Origin of the sequence: Roseateles subflavus (genome assembly GCF_030285365.1) — a bacterium.
Classification (GTDB): domain Bacteria; phylum Pseudomonadota; class Gammaproteobacteria; order Burkholderiales; family Burkholderiaceae_C; genus Roseateles_B; species Roseateles_B subflavus.
On record NZ_JASVDS010000007.1, the window covers coordinates 52,922 to 75,185 of the forward strand.

A 22,264-nucleotide genomic window follows, 5' to 3' on the forward strand; every position below is an offset into this window, starting at 1 on the left:
TAGTCAGCCCCGCCTCAGGGCGTCTGCCAGGGGGATTCGGACGCGGCACCGGCGAGCTGGACCTCCGCAGCCCGGGCGCGGTGCCCCGAAACCACCACCGGCGGCAGCTGCTCGATGCGGGCGCGCTGGCCGTGGACCTCGACGCGCGGCAGGGTTTCGATCTGCGGGGCCGTGCGGGTGGGCAGGGCCGCTTGCGTGGGCAGCGCCATCACGGCGCCGATCGTCAGCCCCAGCACCAGGCCGCTGCCCAGCGCCAGGCGGCGAAGGGGGGCATAGCGGTCATAGCAGGGAATAGTCACGGGCTTCATGGGAACCTCCTCGGGGCAACAGGCATCGCGCAGCGGCGGGATGACATGCACTGTGCCAAGCCGGGGACGGGCCACCAAGCCGGACGGGACGGACGGCCGATCGACCGCGACGAACTGCAGCGCGGCCGGATGAACGGGTTTACCCTAGGAAGATGCCCAGCGCCCGCGCCACCTGGAGGCGCTCGTGGTCCAGGGGCACGAAGCGGGTCTGCCCCGCGACCTCGGCCAGGCCGACGTCCACGCAGCGGTCGCCCTGCAGCGCGACCATCCGGCCGAACTGCCCGCGCATCACCAGCCCTGCCGCGGCCACGCCGAATCGCGTCGCCAGGACACGGTCGAAGGCCGTGGGCGATCCACCGCGCTGCAGATGCCCGAGCAGCGTGCAGCGGACCTCGACCTGGCTGCCCAGGTGCGCCTCCAGGTCCGCCGTGAGCCGGTGACCGATGCCGCCCAGGCGCAAGGGGTCCGGGCTGTCGTCGAGCTGCCGCTGGATGACCCACTCGCCGCCGACGGCCTTGGCGCCTTCCGCCACGCACAGCAGGGCGAAGCCCTGCTCCTGGGCCCGCTGCCGGGCAAAGGCGGCCAGCTGCTCGATCTGGTAGCCCTGCTCGGGCATCAGGATGGCATCGGCGCCGCCCGCCAGCCCGCCCTCCAGCGCGATCCAGCCGGCATAGCGCCCCATCGTCTCGACGATCATCACGCGGCCGTGGCTGCGCGCCGTCGTCTGCAGGCGCCCCAGCGCGTCGCTCACGACGGTCGCCGCGGAGTCGAAGCCGAAGCTGCGTTCATTGAGCATGAGGTCGTTGTCGATGGTCTTGGGCACGCCCACCACCGGCACGCCGAGGCGCGCGAAGCGCTCGGCGATGGTCATGGTGCCGTCGCCGCCGATGACGACCAGCGCGTCGATGTTGTGGCGGCCCAGGAAGTCCAGCGCCTGCCCCGAACAGTCGGTGCCGCCCGCCCCGAAGAAGTGGAAGGGATCGGCCCGGTTGTGCGTGCCGAGGATGGTGCCGCCCTCCGCGATGAGGCCGCGCACGGCCGAGGCCTCCAGCGGCCGGCAGCGGCCGTCCAGCAGCCCCAGAAAGCCGCGCTCGATGCCCGTGACCGTGGCGCCGCAGCGCTCGACCAGGGCGAGCGTCACCGCCCGGATCACGGCATTGAGCCCCGGGCAGTCGCCGCCACCTGTCAGAATCCCGATATGCATGGATGAAACCTCGCTGCCCGGATGCTGCCACGGCAGCCTCCGGCTCCGCCATGCCATCGTTGCAAGGCATCACCGTTGTCCCCGATTTCCGGGGGTCAGGTCTTGTCCTTGGTCAAGACGCCGCCCCCGTGGGGCGACAATCCCCTACCCGCCACCCTGCCCGCCCCGATGATGTCCGCTCCCGGCTCGAGCCCCGCCCCTGAAGACACGGCCCTGCCGCGCCTGCTCTATGTCGAGGACAACGCCATCAACATGCTGATCGTCGAGGAGCTGGTGCACAAGCGCGGCGGCATCGCCCTCAGCGGCGCGGAAACGGTGGCCGAGGGCCTGCGGATGGCGGCCGCGCTGCAGCCCCGGCTGATCCTCGTGGACATGCAGCTGCCCGATGGCGACGGTCACGAGCTGCTGCAGGCCCTGCGCGCCGATCCCGCCACGGCCCACATCCCCTGCGTCGCCCTGTCGGCCAATGCCATGCCGGAAGACGTGCGGCGGGCGAACGAGGCCGGCTTCGCCGACTACTGGACCAAGCCCATCGACTTCAAGGTCTTCCTGGCGGGGCTGGACGCCTACTACGGCGCGGCCTGACACCTCCGGCCCGGGCCTCGACCCGCAACGCCATGAAAAAGGCGCTGCACCCTCGCGGGCCAGCGCCTGATCGTCGGCATCGAGCGTCGCGGACCCCGCCCGGGGCCCGCAGCGCGTGGCTTACTTGCCGGCAGCGGCCGCCTGTTCCTTCTTGATGGCGATCTCGTCGGCCTCGTCGTAGGGCTTGTTGCCGCAGGCCTTCTTCCAGTTGTCGACGGCGTCCAGGTGATCCAGGCTGCGGCTCTCCAGGTCCTTGCCGCTCTTGTTGAACTTCTCGATGGACTCGTCGAATGCGCGGGCGCGGGCGATGTACTCGTCCTTGCGCTTGTTGTGCGTCTCGATCTTGGCGTCGTTGGCCTTGGCGCGCTCGTTGTAGGCGTCGATGGCCGCCTTCTGCTCGCTGCGGCTCATGTCGGGCAGCTTGGTCTTGAGGTCTTCGTTGGACTTGATCAGCTCGGCCTGCTCGGCCTTGATGGCGACGGCATTGGCGTCGATGGCCTCGCCTTCCTTGGTCAGCGTCTCCTTGTCGGCCATGAGGCGCTCGCGGGCCTGCTTGTACTCGGCCTCGGCGGCCAGGACGCCCTTGGCCTCGGCGTCGTTGTCGGCCTGCTGCTTGAAGCAGGCGCGCAGCTCGTCGCGCGTCATCAGCTTCTGCTTGGGCTTCTCCACCACGGGGCGGCTGACCTTGTTGTTCTTGGGGTCGACCTTGGCGTTGGGGTTCACGGTCTGGGCGGAAGCCAGGGCCGGCAGGAGGGCGGCCAGGCAGACGGAGAGGAGGATTCGTTTCATGACGGTGCGGGGCTGGTGCTGCGGCACAGCGGTTGGCACGCCGGATGGCGCAAAGCCGGAATGATGCCACGAGCGGGTCCGCCGGCCGGGCGGGGATAATCCGCCCCTTCGTCCTGGCGCAGCCCGAGAACCTGCGCCGACTCCTCCCACGCAGGCACGGCGCTCCGCCGCGGCCCAGGTACAAAGACACGCTCATGGCACTCAAGGCAACGATCTACAAGGCCCTGCTGAACATCGCCGACATGGACCGCCATGTCTACGGCGAGCACAACCTCACCATCGCCAAGCATCCCAGCGAGACGGACGAGCGCATGATGATGCGCGTGCTGGCCTACGCACTGAACGTGCCCGCCGACGACCTGCGCGGGCGCCTCGAGTTCACCAGGGGGCTGTCGGAGGTTGACGATCCGGACCTGTGGCAGCTCGACCTCACCGGCGAGGTGGTCCACTGGATCGACCTCGGCCAGCCCGACGAGCGCCGCCTGATGAAGGCCCACGGCCGCGCCGGACGCGTCAGTCTCTACTGCTACGCCGCGAGCACCCCCGTCTGGTGGGCGGGCATCGAGAGCAAGCTCACGCGGGCGCCCAAGCTGGCCGTCTGGCAGATCGCGCCGGAAGAGTCGCAGGCCCTGGCCGCCTTCGCCGAGCGCAGCATGCAGCTGCAGGTCAGCATCCAGGACGGGCACGTGTACCTGTCCACGGCCTCGCGTCAATTGGAGATTCACCCCCGTGCCCTTAAGCACGCCGAGGCCTGACCGCTAGACTCCGGCCCGGCTGCCAGGAGGGCGGCCCATGCCAACAATGCCGGAGAAGCGATGAAGACCTTGGACCTGCTGCGCCTCAAGCGCCGTCAACTGACCACCCTGGGAGCCGCCGTGAGCCTAGCCGCCGCCCTGCTGCCGGGCACGCTGCACGCCGCCGACGCGGCCAGCGCCCCGGAACCCGCCGATCCGCATCAGTGGCTCGAGGAAGTCCTGGGCGAGAAGCCCCTGGCCTGGGTCAAGGAGCGCAACGAGGCCAGCTTCAAGGTGCTGAAGGCCCGGCCGGAGTTCGAACCCCTGCGTCAGGACCTGCTGGGCGTGCTCAATGCGCGCGACCGCATTCCGGGCGTCAGCCGCATGGGCGGCTTCCTCTACAACCTCTGGCAGGACGAGCAGCACAAGCGCGGCCTGTGGCGCCGCACCACGCTGGCCGAGTACCGGAAGGCCGAGCCCGCCTGGGAAACCGTGCTGGACCTGGACGCCCTGGGCGCCGCCGAAGGAGAGAGCTGGGTTTTCCATGGCGCGCAGTGTCTGGGCCCGAGCTACCGCCGCTGCATGGTCAACCTCTCGCGCGGGGGTTCGGATGCCCAGGTGAGCCGCGAGTTCGACACCGTCAGCAAGCAATTCATCAAGGGCGGCTTCGAGCTGCCCGAGGCCAAGAGCCAGCTGACCTGGCTGGACGAGAACACCCTCTTCGTCGGCACGGACTTCGGGCCGGGCAGCCTCACCGACTCCGGCTACCCGCGCGTCATCAAGCAATGGAAGCGCGGCACGCCGCTGAGCGCGGCCATGACGGTCTTCGAGGGCGAGGCCAAGGACGTCGCCGCCAGCGTCGTGGTGGACCGCACGCCCGGCCACCACCGTGTGTTCTTCCAGCGCGCCCTGGACTTCTACAGCAGCAGCAGCTTCTTCCTGCAGGGCGGCAAGCTCGTCAAGCTGGAGATCCCGGACGACGTCGAGTCCGGTTTCTGGGGCCCCTGGATGCTGCTCAAGCCCCGCAATGACTGGCAGGTCGGCGGCAGCACCTACAAGAGCGGCACGCTGCTGATCACCGACCTGAAGGCTTACCAGCGTGGCGAACGCAAGTTCAAGGTGCTGTTCCAGCCCACGGCCACGCGCTCGCTGGCCAGCTACAACCTGACGCGCAGCCACGTGCTGCTGTCGGTGATCGACCAGGTGGCCAGCAAGCTGGAGGAGTGGGACTTCAGCAAGCCGCAGGCCCCGCGCCACCGCGAGGTGAAGGCGCCCTTCCCCGGCGCGCTGCATCTGGCCTCGCTGTACGACAGCGAGCTGCCCCGGGACGAGCTGGCGGATCGCTACGTCCTGTACTACACCGACTTCCTCACGCCGGACACGCTCTTCCTGTCGCGCGCCGGCAGTGACGAACGCCAGGTGCTCAAGTCCCGCCAGGCCCAGTTCGACGCCACCGGCATGCGCGCCGAGCAGCGCTTCGCCACCAGCAAGGACGGCACCCGCGTGCCCTACTTCGTGATCTGGCCCAAGGGCGCCACGGCGGATGGCAGCAATCCCACGCTGCTGTACGGCTACGGCGGCTTCGAGGTCTCGCTGCAGCCGGGCTACTCCGGTGGCCGCGGCCGTGCGTGGCTGGGTCGTGGCGGTGTCTACGTGCTGGCCAACATCCGGGGCGGCGGCGAATTCGGCCCGGCCTGGCACCAGGCGGCCATCAAGGCCAACAAGCAGCGCAGCTACGAGGACTTCATCGCCGTGGCGGAGGACCTCATCGCCGCGAAGATCACCTCGCCTCGCCACCTCGGCATCATGGGCGGCAGCAACGGCGGCCTGCTGATGGGCGCCACCTTCACGCAGCGCCCGGAGCTCTTCAATGCCGTGGTCTGCCAGGTGCCGCTCCTGGACATGCGCCGCTTCCACAAGCTGCTGGCCGGCGCCTCGTGGATGGCCGAGTACGGCAACCCGGACGACGCCAAGGACTGGGACGTCATCCGCCAGTACAGCCCCTATCACAACGTCAGCAAGGACAAGACCTACCCCAAGGTCTTCTTCACGACGTCCACGCGTGACGACCGCGTCCACCCCGGCCATGCCCGCAAGATGGTGGCCCGCATGACCGAGCTCGGCCATGAGGTCTACTATTACGAGAACACCGAGGGTGGCCACGGCGGCGCGGCCGACAACGAGCAGCGCGCCACGCTGCAGGCGCTCGAGTACAGCTACCTCTGGCAGCAGCTGGGCCGCTGAGGCGCCCGGCACGATCAGGCACCCCATGGACGTCCGGCACGACCCCGCAGCGCAGCAGTTCTGGCTCGAACCCGAGCCCGGACAGCGCTGCGTGCTGGACTACCAGCGCCAGGGGGATGCCGTCGTGTTCACGCACACCGGCGTGCCGCCCGCCCTGCAGGGCCAGGGTCTCGCGGCACGGCTGGTGGCCGCCGGCCTGCAATGGGCCGGCGAGCAGGGCCTGCGGGTCGTGCCCGCCTGCAGCTACGTCGCGAGCTACCTGAACCGGCAGGCGCGACGCGGCTGAGCCGCCCGGCGGACGCCGATCCCTGGGCGCCCCGCGCCTCAGGACGCCTCGTTCTCCCGCGCCTGCAGCACCCGCCACATCACCTTGCCCGCCCCCGACTTGGGCAGGCTCTCCACGAACTCGACGCTGCGCGGCACCTTGTACGCCGCCATGTGCTCGCGGGCCCAGGCGATCAGCGCCTCCTCGGTCAGCGTGGCGCGGGCCTCGGCCCGCGGCACCACCACGGCCTTGACGGACTCGCCGCGGTACGCATCCCGCGTCGCGATGACGCAGGCCTCCTGCACGCCGGGATGCTGGAACAGCAGCAGCTCCACCTCCGACGGCCAGACCTTGTAGCCGCTGGCATTGATCATCCGCTTCAGGCGATCGGTGAGGAAGAAGTAGCCCTCCTCGTCCATGCGGCCGAGGTCGCCCGTGCGGAAGAAGCGCCGGCCGTCGATCTCGACAAAGGCCGCCGCCGTGGCCTCCGGCTGGCGCCAGTAGCCCTGGAACACCATGGGCCCCGCGCTGAGGATCTCGCCCACCTCGCCGGGCGGCAGCGCCGCCAGCGTGACAGGATCCACCACGCGCGAATCGACGCCGAAGATGGGAATGCCCAGGCACTGCAGCTTGGCGCGCTCGGGCGGGTTGGCGTGCGTGGGGGCGGCGGTCTCGGTCAGGCCGTAGCCCTCGGCGAACTGCAGGCCGAACTCGTCCAGCAGGCGCTGCGCCACCGCCTGCGGCATGGCCGTGCCGCCGCCGCTCATGTAGCGCAGGCTGGAGAGGTCGAAGCTGCGGTAATGGGGGCTCGCGAAGAGGTCGATGATCATGGTCGGCACGCAGGTCCAGTGCGTGACGCCGTGACGGGAGATGGACTGCCCGGCGAGCTCGCGGTCCCAGCGCGGCAGCACCACCATCGTCATGCCCCAGTACACCGGCGCCAGCACGCCGTACAGCAGCCCGGTGATGTGGAACATGGGCACGACGGCCAGCCCCACGGCCTCGGGGGACGCCGAGCCCCACAGCCCGCCGCCGCAGGTGTTGGCCATCAGGCTGCGATGGGTGTGCATGCAGCCCTTGGGCAGACCGGTCGTGCCGGAGGTGTAGGGCAGCAGGGCCAGGTCGTCGGGGCCGTTCAGCGCCGGGCCGGGCCGGCAGCCGGCCTCCAGCGCGGCCGGCCAGGCCGTGGCGCCCGGGATGAGTGGCGGGCGGGCCAGGAGCCAGTCCCGCAGTGGGCCCGTCAGGCCGGACGCCGGCGGCGGCCCGTCGGCGGGCCAGGCGTCGGCGTAGTGCAGGCCCAGCAGCACCGGCGCCGGCCCCGGGAGCGCGGACAGCGCCTGCTGCACCACCGGGCCGAGGTCCGCGGCGAAGACCAGCCCCCGCGCCCCCGAGTCCGCCAGCAGATGGGCCAGCTCCTCGGCCTTGTTCATCGGGTTGACAGGCACCACCACCGCGTCGGCCCGCAGGGCCGCGTAGAAGGCCACCAGGAACTGCGGGCAGTTCTGCAGGTACAGGGCGACGCGATCTCCGCGCTGCAGGCCCTGGGACTGCCACCAGCCGGCCAGGGCCTCGGCCCGGGCGTGGAGCGTGGCATAGCTCATGGCGCTGCCGCCATAGAGCGTGGCGGCCTTGGCCGGGAAGCGGCGTGCCGCGACCTCCAGGTTGAACCACAGCGACGTCTCGGGGATCACGAGCTGCCGGGGCAGTCGCGCCGGCCAGTACCGGGACGCCGGCCGTGCCTGCGCGGCCGGCCCCGCGCATGGAACCGATGCCTGCTTGCCGTCGCTCATGCCCGCTCCCTCGGGCACCCTGCCCGTGCGGCGCATCTTGCCGGGCCGGCGCGGCCGCGTTTGTCGCCGCGGCGACATGGCCCGGCCGCTGCGCGAACGCTGCATCTGCCAAGCGTCAAGCGAGCGGCCGTCGCCAGGTCGGAAAACCCGTCCGATTTCGCAGAGAATATTCGGATCCGGACCAGCGTCCCGGGCGTTCCCGACCGCGCAGCGGGAGCGCAGCACCTGCGCCTACCCTTCCAGCAAGCACCCATGTCCACGATTCTTCAGCAGATCCCCGCCGGCCAAAAGGTCGGTATCGCGTTCTCCGGCGGCCTCGACACCAGCGCCGCGCTGCACTGGATGCGCCAGAAGGGTGCCATTCCCTACGCCTACACCGCCAACCTCGGCCAGCCCGACGAGCCGGACTACGACGAGATCCCTCGCAAGGCCATGCTCTATGGCGCCGAGCAGGCCCGCCTGATCGACTGCCGCGCGCAGCTGGTCCACGAAGGGATCGCCGCGCTGCAAAGCGGCGCCTTCCACATCCACACCGGCGGGCTGACCTACTTCAACACCACGCCCATCGGCCGCGCCGTGACCGGCACGATGCTGGTGGCCGCCATGAAGGAAGACGACGTCAACATCTGGGGTGACGGCTCGACCTTCAAGGGCAACGACATCGAGCGCTTCTACCGCTACGGCCTGCTGACCAATCCCTCGCTGAAGATCTACAAGCCCTGGCTGGACCAGACCTTCATCGACGAGCTGGGCGGCCGCGCCGAGATGTCCGCCTTCATGCAGAAGGCCGGCTTCGCCTACAAGATGTCCGCCGAGAAGGCCTACTCCACCGACTCCAACCTGCTGGGCGCCACCCACGAGGCCAAGGATCTGGAGCTGCTGAGCTCCGGCATCAAGATCGTCAACCCGATCATGGGCGTGGCCTTCTGGCGCGAAGACGTGCAGATCCAGCCCGAGACCGTCACCGTGCGCTTCGAGGAAGGCCTGCCCGTTGCCCTGAACGGCCAGGAGTTCAGCGACCCCGTCGCCCTGATGCTCGAGGCCAACCGCATCGGCGGCCGCCACGGCCTGGGCATGAGCGACCAGATCGAGAACCGCATCATCGAGGCCAAGAGCCGCGGCATCTACGAAGCCCCGGGCATGGCGCTGCTGCACATCGCCTACGAGCGTCTGGTGACCGGCATCCACAACGAGGACACGATCGAGCAGTACCGCATCAACGGCATGAAGCTCGGCCGTCTGCTGTACCAGGGCCGCTGGTTCGACCCGCAGGCCATCATGCTGCGCGAGGCCGCCCAGCGCTGGGTGGCGCGCGCCGTCACGGGCGAAGTGGCGCTGGAGCTTCGCCGCGGCAATGACTACTCGCTGCTCGACACCCGCAGCGCCAACCTGACCTACAAGCCCGAGCGCCTGTCCATGGAGAAGGTCGAGGACGCCCCCTTCTCGCCGGCCGACCGCATCGGCCAGCTGACCATGCGCAACCTCGACATCATCGACACCCGCGACAAGCTCATGACCTACAGCCAGGTCGGCCTGCTGACGCCGGGTTCGGGCCTCGCCCTGCCCCAGCTGAAGAACGAAGACTGACGATGCAGCCGCGCCGCCTCCCCGCCCTGCAGCCCGGCCGCCGCGCGGGCCTGGCGGCGCTTGGCCTGCTCGCCCTGGGCGCGGCGCTGCCCCGGCGGGCGCTCGCCCTGGACGCCCCGAAGGGCCGGGTGGTGCTGACCCTCAGCGGCACGGGACTCAAGACCAATGTCGACGGCCGCGCCGCCTTCGACATGGACATGCTCGCCGCGCTGCCGCAGCGCAGCTTCACGGTGCACACGCCCTGGTACCCCGAGGCCCGCAAGTTCACCGGCCCGCTGCTGCGCGACGTCCTGGCCCAGGCCGGCGTGCGGGGCGGCAGCATCGAGGCCTACGCGCTGAACGACTACCGCGTCACCATCCCGATGGAGGACGTGCTGCAGTACCCGGTCATCCTCGCGCGGCTGATGGACGACCAGCCCATGTCCGTGCGTGACAAGGGGCCGCTGTTCATCATCTACCCCTTCGACGAGGACCGTCGCCTGCGCAGCAGCATCTATTACAGCCGCTGCGCCTGGCAGCTCAAGGCCCTGGAGATCCGCTGACGGCATGGAGCCCAGAACGCGCACGTTTCGCCGCTGGCTCAATCTGCCGGTGGCCATGGTGCTGGTCCTGCTGCTGGCACTGGGCGGCATGGGCTGGCTGCAGTGGCGCCAGTACAAGCTGCTCGACGCCACGGAGCGTTACCAGGACGACTACCTCGTCTGGAGCCTCTTCCAGTTCGAGACCGAGTCCCTGCGTCTGCGCCTGGCGCTGGAGCAGGCCCTCGGCACCAACCCGGCGATCGACCCCGAGCAGGTCGTGCAGCGCTACGAGATCTTCGTCAGCCGCCTGAGCCTCATCGAGGCCGAGCATGCGACGCAGATCCTGCGCCAGCACCCCGACTACCGGCTCACGCTGGAGCGCACCCGCACCTTCATCCGCTGGGCGGACGCCCTGCCACTCAACGCCAGCCTGGTGACCCGGCAGCCGGAGCGCCTGCGCGAGGCGCTGGACCGCCTGGAGTCGCTGGCGGAGCCCATCCGCGAGCTGTCCCTGACGGCCTCGCACTTCGTGGCCGCCCAGGTCTCCGAGCGCCATGCCATCGTGCGGGACCACAACCGCACCGGCCTGTGGCTCAATGCCTTCCAGGTGAGCATCGTGCTGCTGCTCTCGGCCCTGCTGCTGCGGCAGTTCGGCCGGCTGCGGGCCCACGCGCGCGAGCAGAGCGCCCACGCTCGCCGCCTGGCCCAGGCCCAGGAGCAGGCGGAGGCCGGCAGCCGCGCCAAGAGCGTGTTCCTGGCCAACATGAGCCACGAGCTGCGCACGCCCATGCACGGCCTGCTGGGCATGCTGTCCCTGCTCCAGGACAGCCCGCTCGACGCACCCCAGCGCCAGCAGCTGCAGGCTGCCAACGACTCCGCCCGACATCTGCTGGCCGTGCTCAACGACATCCTCGATGTCTCCCGCATGGAGGCCGGCGGCGTGGACATCCGTCCGGAGCCCACCGCCCTGCCGGCGCTGCTGCGCGAGCTCGAGGACGTGTGCTGGCCGCAGGCTCATGCCAAGGATCTGGCGCTGGACCTGCAGCTGCAGCCCGACGTCCCCCGCTGGGTGATGGCCGACCCGACCCGGCTGCGCCAGATCCTGCTCAACCTGCTGGGCAATGCCATCAAGTTCACCGAGCACGGTCAGGTCAGCATGCAGGTGAGCCGGCAGGCCGACGCGCTGGGCAGCGATCTGCTGCGATTCGAAATCCGCGACACCGGCATCGGCATGGACTCCGCCACGCAGGCCCTGCTCTTCCAGCGCTTCAGCCGTGGCGACGCCAGCAGCTCGCGGCGCTTCGGCGGCACCGGGCTGGGCCTGGAGATCTCGCGCACCCTCGCCCGCGCCATGGGCGGCGACATCCAGGTGCAGTCCGCCCTGGGCCAGGGCTCGGTCTTCACGGTCGAGCTCAAGCTCAACGAGTGCCTGCCCGGGCCGTCCACCCGGCCGCTGGCGCCGACGACCACCGTCCCGCTGGCGGCCCTTCGGCAGCTGCGCATCCTCGTCTCCGAGGACAACGCCACGAACCGTCAGTTCCTGGAGGCCGTCCTCGAACGCCTGGGGCACAAGGCCGTGTTCTGCGACAACGGCCGGGATGCCGTCGAGCGGCTGCGCCAGGAGGACTTCGACCTGGTGCTGATGGATCTGCACACGCCGGTCATGGACGGGCTGGAGGCCACGCGGCACATCCGCGCCATGGCGGGCCCGCGGCGCGACGTCCGCATCATCGCGCTGTCCGCCGATGCCTTCGACGCCACGCGCCGGCAGGCCGAGGACGCCGGCATGGACGAGTTCCTGGCCAAGCCGCTGAGCATCCAGGAGCTGACCGCCGCCCTGAACCGCCAGCCGTGGGAGGCCGTCGACGCGCCCTCGGCCCCGTGCGGCGGCGCGGAGCGGACGGCCCGGCCGGCCCCCAGCCCGGCGCCGGCACCGGCACCGGCCGACGATGAAGAGCTCGATGCCCAGGTCATCGCCGAGCTGGGACACCACCTCAGCGGCAAGGCCGTGGCACAGCTCTACGAGCGCTTCGTGGCCGGCCTGCCGGCCATCGAGCAGCGGCTGGCGGATGGCCTGGCGGGCCCCGACCATACGCAGCTGCGGGAACTCGCACACGAGCTCAAGGGCGCCGCCGCCAACCTCGGCCTGCGCCTGCTCAGCCAGCCGGCTGCCGAGCTCGAAGCCGCCGCCGCCGCGGGGCGCCACGAGGAGGTCCTGCAGGCCCTGGCCGAACGCATCCGTCAGGCCATCGCCCGTTGCCGGGCGCTGTGCGAGCACCCTTTCATCAAGACCTGACCCCGACCCGGGCCGGACGCACCGGCCCGGCGGCCGTCGTCAGACAATCACCGGCTCCGGCTCCAGGCGGATGCCGAATCGGCCGTAGACGCTTTCCTGGATGGCCCGCGCCAGCGTCACCACCTCGGCGCCCCGCGCCTCACCGCGGTTGACGAGCACCAGCGCCTGGCGCTCGTAGACGGCCGCGCCGCCCACGCTCTTGCCTTTCCAGCCGCAGGCGTCGATCAGCCAGCCGGCAGCGAGCTTCACCGTGCCGTCGGGCATGGGGTAGTGCACGATGCCGGGGTCGCGGCCGATGATGTCCCGGCACTGCTCCTCGGTGACCACCGGGTTCTTGAAGAAGCTGCCGGCATTGCCGATCTGGCGGGGATCGGGCAGCTTGGCCTGCCGGATCTGGCAGACCCAGTCGAAGATCTGCATCGCCGAGGGTGCCGAGATGCCGGTCTCGCCCATCTTGCGCTCGAGGTCGAGGTAGCTCAGGTGCGGCACCCAGGGCTTCGGGCAGCGCAGCAGCACACGGGTGATCACGCTCTTGCCGGCCAGGCCGCCGAAGCCGGTCTGCTTGAACACGCTGTCCCGGTAGCCGAGGGCGCAGACGCTGGCCGGGAGCCGCACGGGCCGGCCGGTGACGAGGTCCACGACATCCACCGCCTCGAGGCGGTCCTTCAACTCGACGCCGTAGGCGCCGATGTTCTGCACCGGCGCCGCGCCGGCCGTCCCGGGGATCAGGGCGAGATTCTCCAAGCCCGGGCACCCCTGCTCGAGGCTCCAGCGGACGACGTCATGCCAGACCTCGCCGGCGCCGACCTCAAGGATCCAGGCGTCGTCGCGCTCCTCGATGACGCGCCTGCCCATGATTTCCATCTTGAGCACGAGCGCCTCGACGTCCCGCGTGAGCACGATGTTGCTGCCGCCGCCCAGCACGAATTTCGGGCACAGACCGAGCTCCGGGTGGTCGATCACCCGGCGCAGATCAGCCTCCTGGCGGATGCGGACCAGGCGTTGCGCCGTGGCCGGCAGGCCGAAGCTGTTGTAGGGCCGCAGGTTCACGCCCTCCTCGATCGTGAGGGTCGCGGGGCCCCCATTCAGGCGCGGACCCTCGTCCCGGGTGTTCGGCATCTCGTGTTGCATGGCAGAATTTTCCCAGATTCCCCCGCCGCTTCCGGCGCGGGCACTGCCCTCAAGGATGTAATTGATGCCTAGCTTTGACACCAAGCTGGAACCCGACATGGTCAAGATCGGCCATGGCGTGGACAACAGCAAGAAAGAGATCGACACGCGTTTCGACTTCAAGGGCACCAGCGCCCAGGTCGAGCTCAAGGCCAAGGAGAAGGAGATCCACTCGACCGGCGACAGCGATTTCCAGCTGGAGCAGATCGAGGCCGTGCTCTACGGCAAGCTGACCAAGCAGGGCGTGGTCATCAGCTTCCTCGAGAAGAAGGACAAGATCGAGAAGCTCGGCGGCGACAAGGTCCGCCAGGTCTACAAGATCCGCTCGGGCATCGATGCCGACAACGCCAAGAAGATCACCGCGGCGATCAAGAACAGCAAGCTCAAGGTCCAGAGCTCGATCCAGGGCGACGTCGTGCGCATCACCGGCAAGAACCGTGACGACCTCCAGCTGGCCATCGCCCAGCTGAAGAAGGACATGGCGGACCTGCCGCTCAGCTACGACAACTTCCGCGACTGAGCCTGCGCCCGTCGCCTGCCGGGACCGCCGCCGCGGTCCCTTTTCTTCACCGGTCTCCCACGCCCGCGCGGGCTGGGGCCGGCACCGCCGCACTGGATCGCCCATGAACCGCCTGCCCTCCCGCTTGCTTCTCGCCCTGCTCCTCGGCGCCTCACTCCAGGCCCAGGGCGCGGGTGATGCGGCCAGCAAGTTCTACGATGACGCCCAGCAGCGTCTCGAGAAGAAGGACATCGAGGGCGCGCTGATCCAGCTGCGCAACTCGCTGCAGGCGGATCCGCGCATGCTGTCCGCGCACCTCCTGCTGGCCCGCACGCTGCTGAAGGTGGGCGATCTCGCCTCCGCCGAGGCGGCCTTCGACGAGGCGCTCAAGCAGGGCGTCTCGCGCAGCGAGGTGATGGTCGACCTCGGCCAGCTCTACATCGCCCTGGGCGAGTACAAGAAGCTGCTGGAGCGGGTCAACACCAACGGCGTGCCGGTGGGCAGCCACGCCGAGATCCTGACGCTGCGCGGCACCGCCTTCGCGACGCTGGGTCAGAAGGAGGCCGCCAGCAAGTCCTTCGCCGAGGCGCGTGCGCTGGCGCCGCGCTCGCCGCTGCCCCTGCTGGCCGAAGCGACCATGCTGACGCGCCAGGGCGACCTGGAAAAGGCCCGGGCCCAGATCAGCAAGGCGCTGGAGTTCGATCCCGCCAACAGCGCGGCCTGGTATGCCCTGGGCACGGTTCAGCAGCGGCTCAAGGACGGCAGCGGCGCGCTCGCCTCCTTCGGCAAGGCCCTGCAACACCAGCCGCTGAACGTCGACGCGCGTGTCGCGCGCGCCGGCCTGTACGTGACGGGCAACCAGCTGAAGGAGGCCGAGCAGGACCTCGTCGCCCTCGAGCAGGCCAGCCTGGCCGATGCGCGGGCCTCCTACCTGCGCGGGGTGCTTGAGACCCGCAAGGGCAATGCCGCCAAGGCACGCGATGCCTACATCCAGTCCACCGAGCTGCTGGCCCTGCAGCCGGCGGGCGTGATCAACAGCGACGAGAGCCTCAACTTCGCGGGCGCCATGGCCTACAAGGCCCTCGGCGACAACGAGAAGGCCCGGGAGCACCTGCGCAACCTCCTCGCGCTCAATGCGAACCACTACGCCGGCCAGCTGATGGCGGCCAGCATCGCCCTGGAGCAGCGGGATCCCGTCCAGGCCCAGCAGGTGGTCAGCAACCTGCTGCGCCTGCGCCCCAACGACCCGCAGGTCCTCTATCTGCAGGGCAGCATCCACCTGGCCCGCAAGCGCTACGACCTCGCCGCGGAGACCTTCGACAAGGCCGCGTCGCTGCAGCCGACGCCGGACACCATCCGCGAGCTGGCGCTGAGCCAGCTCTCCCTGGGCCAGGGTGACGCCGGCATCAGCAACCTGGAGAAGGTGCTGGCAGTCAACCCGGGCGACACCCGCGCCGCCATCCAGCTCATCACCGCCTACGCCAGCATGGGCAAGGGCTCGCGCGCCCTGCAGCTGGCCGAGAACCTGCTCAAGAGCGACCCGCAGAACCCCATGCTCATCAACTACCTGGGCAACATCAAGGGGCGGCTGGGGGACAAGGGCGGCGCCCGCGCCTCCTTCCAGCAGGCCCTGGCCAAGAGCCCGGGCTTCAAGCCGGCCCTCATCAACCTCAGCTGGCTGGACATCGAGGAAAAGCAGTTCGACGTGGCACGGCAGCGGATCGACGGCCTGCTCAAGAAGGACGCCGAGGACCCGCAGCTGCTCTACCAGCTGGGCGTGCTGGAACTGCGGGCGCGGCGCTTCAACGAGGCCGTCGAGGCCCTGGAGAAGGCGTCGAACCTCTCCCGCAATGACCCCCGGCCCGGCCTCTCGCTGATGGAGCTCTACACGAGCCAACGCAAGATGGACCAGGCCATCGCGGTCGGCAAGGGGCTCAACGGCAAGTACCAGGGCAATCTGGAGGTCGCCCTGACGCTCGGCCGTGCCTACGCCATGCACGGCGACATGAGCAATGCCCGCACGCTGCTGCAGGAAGCCACGCGCATCGCAGGCTACGACCCCGAGGCGCAGGTCATCGTCGGGCGGCAGCAGCTGGCCATCGGCAATGTCGACGGTGCGGGCTACAACCTCCAGAAGGCCCAGCAGAACGGCGCCGAGGCCCTGAACGTGCTGGTGCTGTCCATCGAGGTGGCCAACCGGAAGAAGGACAACGCCCGCGCCGACGCCACACTCAAGACGCTGCTGGCCAAGTACCCCAACGCGATGCCGGCCCTGCTGACGGCCGGCCACCTGGCCTACGCCCGGGGGCAGTTCGCCGAGGCCGCCAAGCGCTACCAGCAGGTGCTGGACCTGGAGCCGACGTCGGGCAATGCCCTGTTGCTGGCCCGGGCCCAGACCAGCGGCGGCGATCCGCAGAAGGGTCTCGCCACGCTCGAGGCTTGGTCGCAGAAGTCACCACAGGACCTCGGCCTGCTGCGGGTCCTCGCCGAAGCCCAGGCCGAGCTGGGCAAGAACGACGCCGCCAAGCGCAGCTTCTCGACGCTCATCACCCGGGACCCGCAGGACGTGTCCGCCATGGCGACCTATGCGCTGCTGCTGCAGCGGCTGGGCGATGCAGGCGCCCTGGCCATGGCCGAGCGCGCCCGCAAGCTGGCGCCGGAGAGCCCGGAAACCCTCGACGCCCAGGGGTGGATCCATGTGAAGCGCGGAGAGATCGAGGCCGGCCTGCGCCTGCTGCGCGACGCGCGACTGCGTGACCCCAACCAGGGCGTGCTGCGCTTCCACCTGGCCTACGCGCTGGCGAAGTCCGGTCGCAAGCCGGATGCCAAGGAGGAGCTTCAGGCGGCCCTGAGCATGCCGGGGCGATTCCGGGACAGCAGCGACTTCAAGGCGCTCAAGGCCGAGCTGGGCCTGTGAACCGCCGCACGGCTGCGCCGCCTGTTCGCTTGTCGGCCAGTCTTACAACCCGGCTCAGCAACGCCAGCGGATTCGACAACAAATCTTTATAAATCATAGGCTTGCCAACACTGGCCTCATAATTGCTTACATTGTTCGCCAAGTGTGACGAGATCCGGCGGCTGCCACAGAGCCCCTCGTTCACGGGATGAACAGAATGACCATCACTGGTAGCCTCCCGTCCGTAGCTGGGCGAGATGCGCCGGCAAGCAACAAAGCGACAAGACCATGAGCACTTCAGCAATGACCAAGACCTTTGCCACCCTGGGCCTGAGCCTCGGGCTTGCGGTGTTGAGCATGGGCTCGGCGCTGGCCTACAACACCACCCTGTCGAGCACCGGCACCAACCGGTACGCGCAGGCCGACGTCCAGATCGGCAGCTATGCCAAGCCTGGCCAGTCGATGGGCGCCACGCTGGTGAACGATTCCTCCGCGAACACCTCCTTCTGGGTGTACTGCATCGACCCGCTGACCACCAGCAAGCTGAGCAACACCTACGCGACGTCCACGCTGGATGCCTTCATGGGTGTCACGCTCGGCGCCAACGGTTCCGCCAGCAGCGGCAACGGCGCCGCGTCGGGCTACAAGACCCTCTACACGAGCGGGCCCTACGCCGTCGCTGACAACTACGAGTACCAGTCCGGCACCGTGGCCCTGTACAACAACCTGGTCGAGCTCTACAACTACGCCTACAAGGACAGCCTGACGAGCAATACCAAGTCGGCTGCCTTCCAGTACGTGCTGTGGGAACTGCTGGGCGATGCCTCCAGCAACGTCGCCGATCCGACCAAGAACGGCGGTGCCTACATCGGCGCCTCGTCGAACTCGGCCTATGAAGCCGTCCGCACCCAGGCCGAGAAGTACCTCGACGCCCTGAACAACGCGAACGAGTCCTTCTGGACGAGCAGCCTCGGCCTGACGAAGTCCGCCTACAACTTCACCGTGTACAAGAGCACGTCCAGCCCGACGTCGCAGGCCTTCGTGTCGGTGACGGACAAGGTCAGCAATGTGCCGGAACCCGGCTCGATCGCCCTGGCCTTCGCCGCCTTCGGTGCCGTGGCCTACACCCGCCGCCGCAAGCAGTAAGCGCCGGCCAGCGCCCTCGGGGCGTCTCACGAAAGCAGCCTCCGGGCTGCTTTTTGCTTTTCCGGGGCCGCTGGCGGCCTGAGAGGGGCCGCGACGCGACGGTGCTCAGCGAAAGATGCGTGCCTCGGGGGCCTGCCCGCAGCGGACCCAGCCGCGGTACATGCCCTCGGTGTTGAAGGGCAGGCAGATCTCGCCCGTGTGCGACACCGCGATCAGCCCGCCCTGCCCGGCCACCGCCGGCAGCAGGGTGTCCACCACATCACGGCCCGCCTCGGCCAGGCTGCGGCCCAGATAGCGCATCTGTGCCGACATCTCATGTGCCGCCAGGACGCGCATGAAGGCTTCCCCGGTGCCGGTGCAGGACACCGCCACCGTGCCATCCGCATAGCAGCCGGCGCCGAGGATGGGGGAGTCTCCCACCCGCCCGGGGTGCTTGTTGGTCATGCCGCCGGTCGAGGTGGCCGCCGCCAGCCGGCCGTGCGCGTCCAGCGCCACCGCCCCCACCGTGCCGAACTTGTGGCGCTCATCCAGCGGCGGCTGTGCCCCGTCGTGATCGAGGATGGCCGCCGTCCCCACGCCTTGTGCACGCCGCAGCTGGGCGAGGCGCTCCGGCGTGCCGAACCAGTCCGGCGACACCTGCTCCAGGCCCTGCGCCGCGGCAAAGGCATCGGCGGCGGCACCGATCAGCATCACGTGGCCGCTGGCCTCCATGACCGCGCGGGCCGCGCGCACCGGATTGCGCGTGCTGCGCAGGCCGGCCACCGCCCCCGCGCGACGCGTATGCCCGTCCATCACGCTGGCGTCGAGCTCATGCGTGGCATCCGCCGTGTAGACCGCGCCGCGGCCAGCATTGAAGCGCTCGTTCTCCTCCAGCAGCCGCACGCATTCGACGACCACCTCCAGCGCCGGTGCGCCCCGGGCCAGCAGCTGCTCGCCTGCGCGAAGGATGTCCTGCAAGGCGTCGAGATAGGCCTGCTCGACGGCCGGCAGCGTCGTTTCGCGAAGAATCGTGCCGGCACCTCCGTGGATGGCCAGCGTGGCGGGAATCGTGTTCATGGCCCGCATTGTGAAGGGCCCGAGCCTCGGGGCGGACCACCGCCACCCTGCGCCCGGCAGGGCATTCCCTAGGCACCGACTGTCCCCCATTCGACAGGGCGGAAAAGAACGGCCGTGCTAAAACCTGCTTCCATCGGCCTGCCATCACAGGCCCCATGCCCGCCCTGCCGGACGGGCCCAGGAGACACGCCCATGCAACTGGCCTTCACCCCCGAACAGGAAGCCTTCCGCGCGGAGATCCGCGCGTGGGTCGCCGACCACCTGCCCCAGGACATCAGCGACAAGGTGCACCGCGCCCAGCGTCTGCACAAGGACGACCTCCAGCGCTGGGCACGCATTCTCGGCAAACAGGGCTGGCATGGCTGGGCCTGGCCGAAGCAGTTCGGCGGCCCGGGTTGGGATGCCATCCAGCGCCATCTCTTCGAGGAGGAGTGCGCCCTCGCCGGGGCCCCCCGCGTCGTGCCCTTCGGGCCGGTGATGGTCGCGCCGGTCATCATGGCCTTTGGCAGCCCGGCCCAGCAGCAGCGCTTCCTGCCCGGCATCATGAGCGGCGACGTGTGGTGGAGCCAGGGCTACAGCGAGCCCGGCTCGGGCTCGGATCTGGCCTCGGTCAAGACGCGCGCCGAGCGCCAGGGCGACCACTACCTCGTGAACGGCCAGAAGACCTGGACCACGCTCGGCCAGTACGGCGACTGGATCTTCTGCCTCGTGCGCACGGACACGCAGGTGAAGCCGCAGGCCGGCATCTCCTTCCTGCTGATCGACATGAAGTCGCCCGGGGTGACCGTGCGGCCCATCATCATGCTGGACGGCGAACACGAGGTGAACGAGGTCTTTTTTGACAACGTCCGCGTGCCCGCCGAGAACCTCATCGGCGAGGAGAACAAGGGCTGGACCTATGCCAAGTACCTCCTGGCCCACGAACGCACCAACATCGCCGACGTGAACCGTGCCAAGCGCGAGCTGGAGCGCCTCAAGCGCATCGCCGTTGCCGAGGGCGTGTACGAGGACAGCCGCTTCCGCGACCAGATCGCGCTGCTGGAGGTGGACATCATCGCCCTGGAGATGATGGTGCTGCGCGTGCTCTCCGCCGAGAGCTCGGGCCGGCAGTCGCTGGAGGTGGCCGGCCTGCTCAAGATCCGCGGCAGCGAGATCCAGCAGCGCTACACCGAGCTGATGATGCTCGCCGGCGGCCCCTTCTCGACGCCCTACCTCCACGAGGCCATGGAGGCCGGCTGGCAGGGCGATCAGGCGCTCGGCGGGCTGTGGCCCGGCGGCGCGGCCCACTGCGCCTCGCTGACCAGCCACTACCTCAACCACCGCAAGACCACGATCTACGGTGGATCGAACGAGGTGCAACGCAACATCGTCGCCCAGACCCTGCTGGGCTGACGCGCAGGAGACCCCGCCATGGATTTTGATTTCAGCGACGACCAGCAGGCCCTGCGCGACGCCGTGCAGCGATTCGTGGAAAAGGACTACGGCTTCGAGCAGCGCCGGCAGATCGTCCGCGCGGGCGGCTTCTCGCAGGCCGCCTGGGAGGGCCTGGCCGGACTCGGTCTGATGGGACTGCAGGTGCCCGAAGCGCACGGCGGCCTGGGCATGGGCCCCGTGGAGGCCATGGTCGTGATGGAGGAGCTCGGTCGCGGCCTCGTCCTGGAGCCCTACGCGCAAGGCGCGCTGCTGGCACCGCAGCTGCTGTCACAGGCACCGCAGGCCCTGCAGGAGGCCTGGCTGCCTCGCATCGCGGGCGGCGAGGCGCTGGTCGTGCTGGCGCACCAGGAACGCGGGCTGCGCTACCGGCTCGGCATGGGAGCCCTGCGCGCCCAGGGCGGGCGCCTCACCGGCAGCAAGAGCCTTGTCAGCGCGGGCGCCCATGCCCACGCCTTCATCGTGCCGGCCGAGGACGAACAGGGCCCGGCGCTCTACCTCGTCGAGGCGGGCGCCGACGGGCTGACGGCGCGTGGCCACGCGCTGCAGGACGGTTCCGCCGCCGCGGAGCTGCAGCTGCGCTCGACACCGGGCCAGCGCCTGGCGGGTGCCGAGGCGGCCCAGGCGCTGCTGGAACTCGCCGCCGACACCGCCATCGCCGCGCAGGCCGCCGAGGCCGTGGGGGCGATGGACGCGCTGGTCCGGCTCACGGCCGACTACCTCAACACCCGCAAGCAGTTCGGCGTGGCGATCGCCAGCTTCCAGGCCCTGCGCCACCGCATGGCCGACGTCAAGATGCAGTTGGAGCTGGCTCGCTCGATGAGCTACTTCGCCACGCTGAAGCTCGGCGAGGCGCCCCCGCAGCGCCGCCGTGCGCTGGCGCAGGTGAAAGTGCAGCTGAGCCAGTCCATGCGCTTCGTGGGCCAGCAGTGCACCCAGCTGCACGGCGGCATCGGCGTGACGGACGAGTACATCTCCAGCCACTTCTTCAAGCGCCTCACCGTGATGGAACTGCAGTGGGGCGACGGCCTGCACCACCTGGCGGAAGTCAGCGGGCGCATGACCGAGCAGGCCGGCGTCTTCGCCTGACAAGCTAGGGAGTCGCGCGCTCCTCGGGAGCTCCGGGCGGCCACTACACTGGCCCTTGGCAACCCTTCCTGGGAGAGAACATGAGCATCCGTCACCGCACCGCCAAGGCTCACCCCCTTGCACGCATCCTGCTGCTGAGCCTGATGGGGGCGCTGCCCCTGCTGGCCGGCGCCGAGACCATGAAGGCAGGACTCTGGGAGCTGTCCCAGAAGACGCTCCTGGACCCGGCCCAGCAGGCCCAGCTGGACCAGGCTCGCCAGGCGATGGCCAACATGCCGGCCGAGCAGCGCCAGCAGATGGAGCAGATGATGCGCCAGCGTGGCGTGCAGCTGAACCTCGGCCAGGGTTCGTCGGCCTCCCTGAGCTTCAAGGTCTGCATCAGCAAGGAACAGGCGGAGCGCCAGCAGCCGCCGATCGACGAGTCCGGCCGCTGCAAGCACGACGGGTCCCGCAGCGGCAACACGGGCCGCATGCATTTCGTCTGCAACGATCCGCCCGCCGAGGGGAGCGGCGAGTTCACCTTTGACGGCCCCGGGCACTACACCAGCAAGATGACCATCCAGACGCAGGGTCGCACCATCTCCTCCACCGGCGAGGGGCGCTGGCTCGGCGCCGACTGCGGCAATCTCAAGCCCAGCGCCCGCTGATTGATCG

19 protein-coding genes are annotated in these 22,264 nt (G+C 69.6%); 13 read left to right on the forward strand and 6 right to left on the reverse strand.

Translation table 11 applies throughout. The annotated features are described in order from the left end of the window. Positions 1 to 14: 14 nt before the first annotated feature. Together QRD43_RS19875 and QRD43_RS19880 are read right to left on the reverse strand one after the other, a co-directional pair. Positions 15 to 308, reverse strand: a complete 294-nt coding sequence (locus QRD43_RS19875) for a hypothetical protein (protein WP_285984244.1) — start codon at positions 306 to 308, stop codon at positions 15 to 17. A 139-nt stretch (positions 309 to 447) separates the two neighbouring features. Beyond that, a complete protein-coding gene (locus QRD43_RS19880) occupies positions 448 to 1,512 on the reverse strand; it encodes a 6-phosphofructokinase (protein ID WP_285984245.1) in 1,065 nt (354 codons plus the stop codon). Positions 1,513 to 1,680: 168 nt separating this feature from the next. Between QRD43_RS19880 and QRD43_RS19885 the strand changes: the two genes are divergently transcribed. Further along, positions 1,681 to 2,097 carry a response regulator gene (locus tag QRD43_RS19885; protein WP_285984246.1) on the forward strand — a complete coding sequence of 139 codons (417 nt, stop codon included), beginning with the start codon at positions 1,681 to 1,683 and terminating at the stop codon, positions 2,095 to 2,097. 120 nt (positions 2,098 to 2,217) lie between these two features. On the opposite strand, the gene QRD43_RS19890 is transcribed toward QRD43_RS19885, so the two are convergent. Then, complete coding sequence (locus QRD43_RS19890) at positions 2,218 to 2,886, reverse strand: hypothetical protein (RefSeq protein ID WP_285984247.1); 669 nt, start codon at positions 2,884 to 2,886, stop codon at positions 2,218 to 2,220. Positions 2,887 to 3,080: 194 nt separating this feature from the next. On the opposite strand from QRD43_RS19890, the gene QRD43_RS19895 reads away from it, so the two are divergent. The 3 genes from QRD43_RS19895 to QRD43_RS19905 are packed head-to-tail and all read left to right on the forward strand — an operon-like array spanning position 3,081 to position 6,150. Further along, positions 3,081 to 3,641, forward strand: a complete 561-nt coding sequence (locus tag QRD43_RS19895; protein WP_285984248.1) for a YaeQ family protein — start codon at positions 3,081 to 3,083, stop codon at positions 3,639 to 3,641. A gap of 60 nt (positions 3,642 to 3,701) precedes the next feature. Then, a complete protein-coding gene (locus QRD43_RS19900; RefSeq protein WP_285984249.1) occupies positions 3,702 to 5,864 on the forward strand; it encodes a prolyl oligopeptidase family serine peptidase in 2,163 nt (720 codons plus the stop codon). 25 nt (positions 5,865 to 5,889) lie between these two features. Next, positions 5,890 to 6,150, forward strand: coding sequence for a GNAT family N-acetyltransferase (locus QRD43_RS19905; protein WP_285984250.1), 261 nt, complete (start codon positions 5,890 to 5,892; stop codon positions 6,148 to 6,150). A gap of 38 nt (positions 6,151 to 6,188) precedes the next feature. Here QRD43_RS19905 and QRD43_RS19910 read toward each other — a convergent pair whose 3' ends face one another. Beyond that, a complete protein-coding gene (locus QRD43_RS19910) occupies positions 6,189 to 7,919 on the reverse strand; it encodes a long-chain fatty acid--CoA ligase (RefSeq protein WP_285984251.1) in 1,731 nt (576 codons plus the stop codon). 252 nt (positions 7,920 to 8,171) lie between these two features. Between QRD43_RS19910 and argG the strand changes: the two genes are divergently transcribed. Genes argG through QRD43_RS19925 form a run of 3 tightly spaced genes read left to right on the forward strand, consistent with a single transcriptional unit; the run spans position 8,172 to position 12,323 of the window. Then, the gene (argG, locus tag QRD43_RS19915) at positions 8,172 to 9,506 is read left to right on the forward strand and encodes an argininosuccinate synthase (protein ID WP_285984252.1); all 1,335 of its coding nucleotides are present in this window, start codon (positions 8,172 to 8,174) and stop codon (positions 9,504 to 9,506) included. A gap of 2 nt (positions 9,507 to 9,508) precedes the next feature. Beyond that, entirely contained in the window at positions 9,509 to 10,048 is a 540-nt protein-coding gene (locus QRD43_RS19920; protein WP_285984253.1) for a putative pterin-binding protein, read from the forward strand. 4 nt (positions 10,049 to 10,052) lie between these two features. Next, positions 10,053 to 12,323 (forward strand): ATP-binding protein, encoded by a 2,271-nt coding sequence (locus QRD43_RS19925; RefSeq protein ID WP_285984254.1) that lies wholly within the window; start codon positions 10,053 to 10,055, stop codon positions 12,321 to 12,323. A 39-nt stretch (positions 12,324 to 12,362) separates the two neighbouring features. Here the strand turns inward: QRD43_RS19925 and murB are convergent, their stop codons facing one another. Further along, positions 12,363 to 13,442, reverse strand: a complete 1,080-nt coding sequence (gene murB, locus QRD43_RS19930; protein WP_285984345.1) for a UDP-N-acetylmuramate dehydrogenase — start codon at positions 13,440 to 13,442, stop codon at positions 12,363 to 12,365. A gap of 76 nt (positions 13,443 to 13,518) precedes the next feature. Between murB and QRD43_RS19935 the strand changes: the two genes are divergently transcribed. From QRD43_RS19935 to QRD43_RS19945, 3 genes are all read left to right on the forward strand, one after another. After that, positions 13,519 to 14,013 carry a YajQ family cyclic di-GMP-binding protein gene (locus QRD43_RS19935; protein WP_285984255.1) on the forward strand — a complete coding sequence of 165 codons (495 nt, stop codon included), beginning with the start codon at positions 13,519 to 13,521 and terminating at the stop codon, positions 14,011 to 14,013. 103 nt (positions 14,014 to 14,116) lie between these two features. Then, the gene (gene prsT, locus QRD43_RS19940) at positions 14,117 to 16,909 is read left to right on the forward strand and encodes an XrtA/PEP-CTERM system TPR-repeat protein PrsT (RefSeq protein WP_285984256.1); all 2,793 of its coding nucleotides are present in this window, start codon (positions 14,117 to 14,119) and stop codon (positions 16,907 to 16,909) included. A gap of 267 nt (positions 16,910 to 17,176) precedes the next feature. Next, on the forward strand, positions 17,177 to 18,034 hold the full coding sequence (locus tag QRD43_RS19945; RefSeq protein WP_285984257.1) for a PEP-CTERM sorting domain-containing protein: 858 nt from the start codon (positions 17,177 to 17,179) through the stop codon (positions 18,032 to 18,034). Positions 18,035 to 18,139: 105 nt separating this feature from the next. Here the strand turns inward: QRD43_RS19945 and QRD43_RS19950 are convergent, their stop codons facing one another. Beyond that, positions 18,140 to 19,099 (reverse strand): isoaspartyl peptidase/L-asparaginase family protein, encoded by a 960-nt coding sequence (locus QRD43_RS19950; protein WP_285984258.1) that lies wholly within the window; start codon positions 19,097 to 19,099, stop codon positions 18,140 to 18,142. Positions 19,100 to 19,282: 183 nt separating this feature from the next. Here QRD43_RS19950 and QRD43_RS19955 point away from each other — a divergent pair, with 183 nt between their 5' ends. From QRD43_RS19955 to QRD43_RS19965, 3 genes are all read left to right on the forward strand, one after another. Then, a complete protein-coding gene (locus QRD43_RS19955) occupies positions 19,283 to 20,482 on the forward strand; it encodes an acyl-CoA dehydrogenase family protein (protein ID WP_285984259.1) in 1,200 nt (399 codons plus the stop codon). Positions 20,483 to 20,500: 18 nt separating this feature from the next. Beyond that, positions 20,501 to 21,610 (forward strand): acyl-CoA dehydrogenase family protein, encoded by a 1,110-nt coding sequence (locus QRD43_RS19960; protein ID WP_285984260.1) that lies wholly within the window; start codon positions 20,501 to 20,503, stop codon positions 21,608 to 21,610. Positions 21,611 to 21,690: 80 nt separating this feature from the next. Beyond that, positions 21,691 to 22,257: a DUF3617 domain-containing protein gene (locus tag QRD43_RS19965; protein WP_285984261.1), complete on the forward strand. Its 567-nt coding sequence runs from the start codon at positions 21,691 to 21,693 to the stop codon at positions 22,255 to 22,257. Positions 22,258 to 22,264 lie beyond the last annotated feature (7 nt).

Coding starts and splice junctions, on each gene's coding strand:
- QRD43_RS19890 (WP_285984247.1), bottom strand. CDS start 2,886: ATGAAACGAATCCTCCTCTCCGTCTGCCTGGCCGCCCTCCTGCCGGCC.
- QRD43_RS19880 (WP_285984245.1), bottom strand. CDS start 1,512: ATGCATATCGGGATTCTGACAGGTGGCGGCGACTGCCCGGGGCTCAAT.
- QRD43_RS19955 (WP_285984259.1), top strand. CDS start 19,283: ATGCAACTGGCCTTCACCCCCGAACAGGAAGCCTTCCGCGCGGAGATC.
- QRD43_RS19920 (WP_285984253.1), top strand. CDS start 9,509: ATGCAGCCGCGCCGCCTCCCCGCCCTGCAGCCCGGCCGCCGCGCGGGC.
- QRD43_RS19905 (WP_285984250.1), top strand. CDS start 5,890: ATGGACGTCCGGCACGACCCCGCAGCGCAGCAGTTCTGGCTCGAACCC.
- QRD43_RS19965 (WP_285984261.1), top strand. CDS start 21,691: ATGAGCATCCGTCACCGCACCGCCAAGGCTCACCCCCTTGCACGCATC.
- QRD43_RS19875 (WP_285984244.1), bottom strand. CDS start 308: ATGAAGCCCGTGACTATTCCCTGCTATGACCGCTATGCCCCCCTTCGC.
- QRD43_RS19935 (WP_285984255.1), top strand. CDS start 13,519: ATGCCTAGCTTTGACACCAAGCTGGAACCCGACATGGTCAAGATCGGC.
- QRD43_RS19895 (WP_285984248.1), top strand. CDS start 3,081: ATGGCACTCAAGGCAACGATCTACAAGGCCCTGCTGAACATCGCCGAC.
- QRD43_RS19950 (WP_285984258.1), bottom strand. CDS start 19,099: ATGCGGGCCATGAACACGATTCCCGCCACGCTGGCCATCCACGGAGGT.
- murB (WP_285984345.1), bottom strand. CDS start 13,442: ATGCCGAACACCCGGGACGAGGGTCCGCGCCTGAATGGGGGCCCCGCG.
- QRD43_RS19910 (WP_285984251.1), bottom strand. CDS start 7,919: ATGAGCGACGGCAAGCAGGCATCGGTTCCATGCGCGGGGCCGGCCGCG.
- QRD43_RS19960 (WP_285984260.1), top strand. CDS start 20,501: ATGGATTTTGATTTCAGCGACGACCAGCAGGCCCTGCGCGACGCCGTG.
- argG (WP_285984252.1), top strand. CDS start 8,172: ATGTCCACGATTCTTCAGCAGATCCCCGCCGGCCAAAAGGTCGGTATC.
- QRD43_RS19925 (WP_285984254.1), top strand. CDS start 10,053: ATGGAGCCCAGAACGCGCACGTTTCGCCGCTGGCTCAATCTGCCGGTG.
- QRD43_RS19900 (WP_285984249.1), top strand. CDS start 3,702: ATGAAGACCTTGGACCTGCTGCGCCTCAAGCGCCGTCAACTGACCACC.
- QRD43_RS19885 (WP_285984246.1), top strand. CDS start 1,681: ATGATGTCCGCTCCCGGCTCGAGCCCCGCCCCTGAAGACACGGCCCTG.
- prsT (WP_285984256.1), top strand. CDS start 14,117: ATGAACCGCCTGCCCTCCCGCTTGCTTCTCGCCCTGCTCCTCGGCGCC.
- QRD43_RS19945 (WP_285984257.1), top strand. CDS start 17,177: ATGAGCACTTCAGCAATGACCAAGACCTTTGCCACCCTGGGCCTGAGC.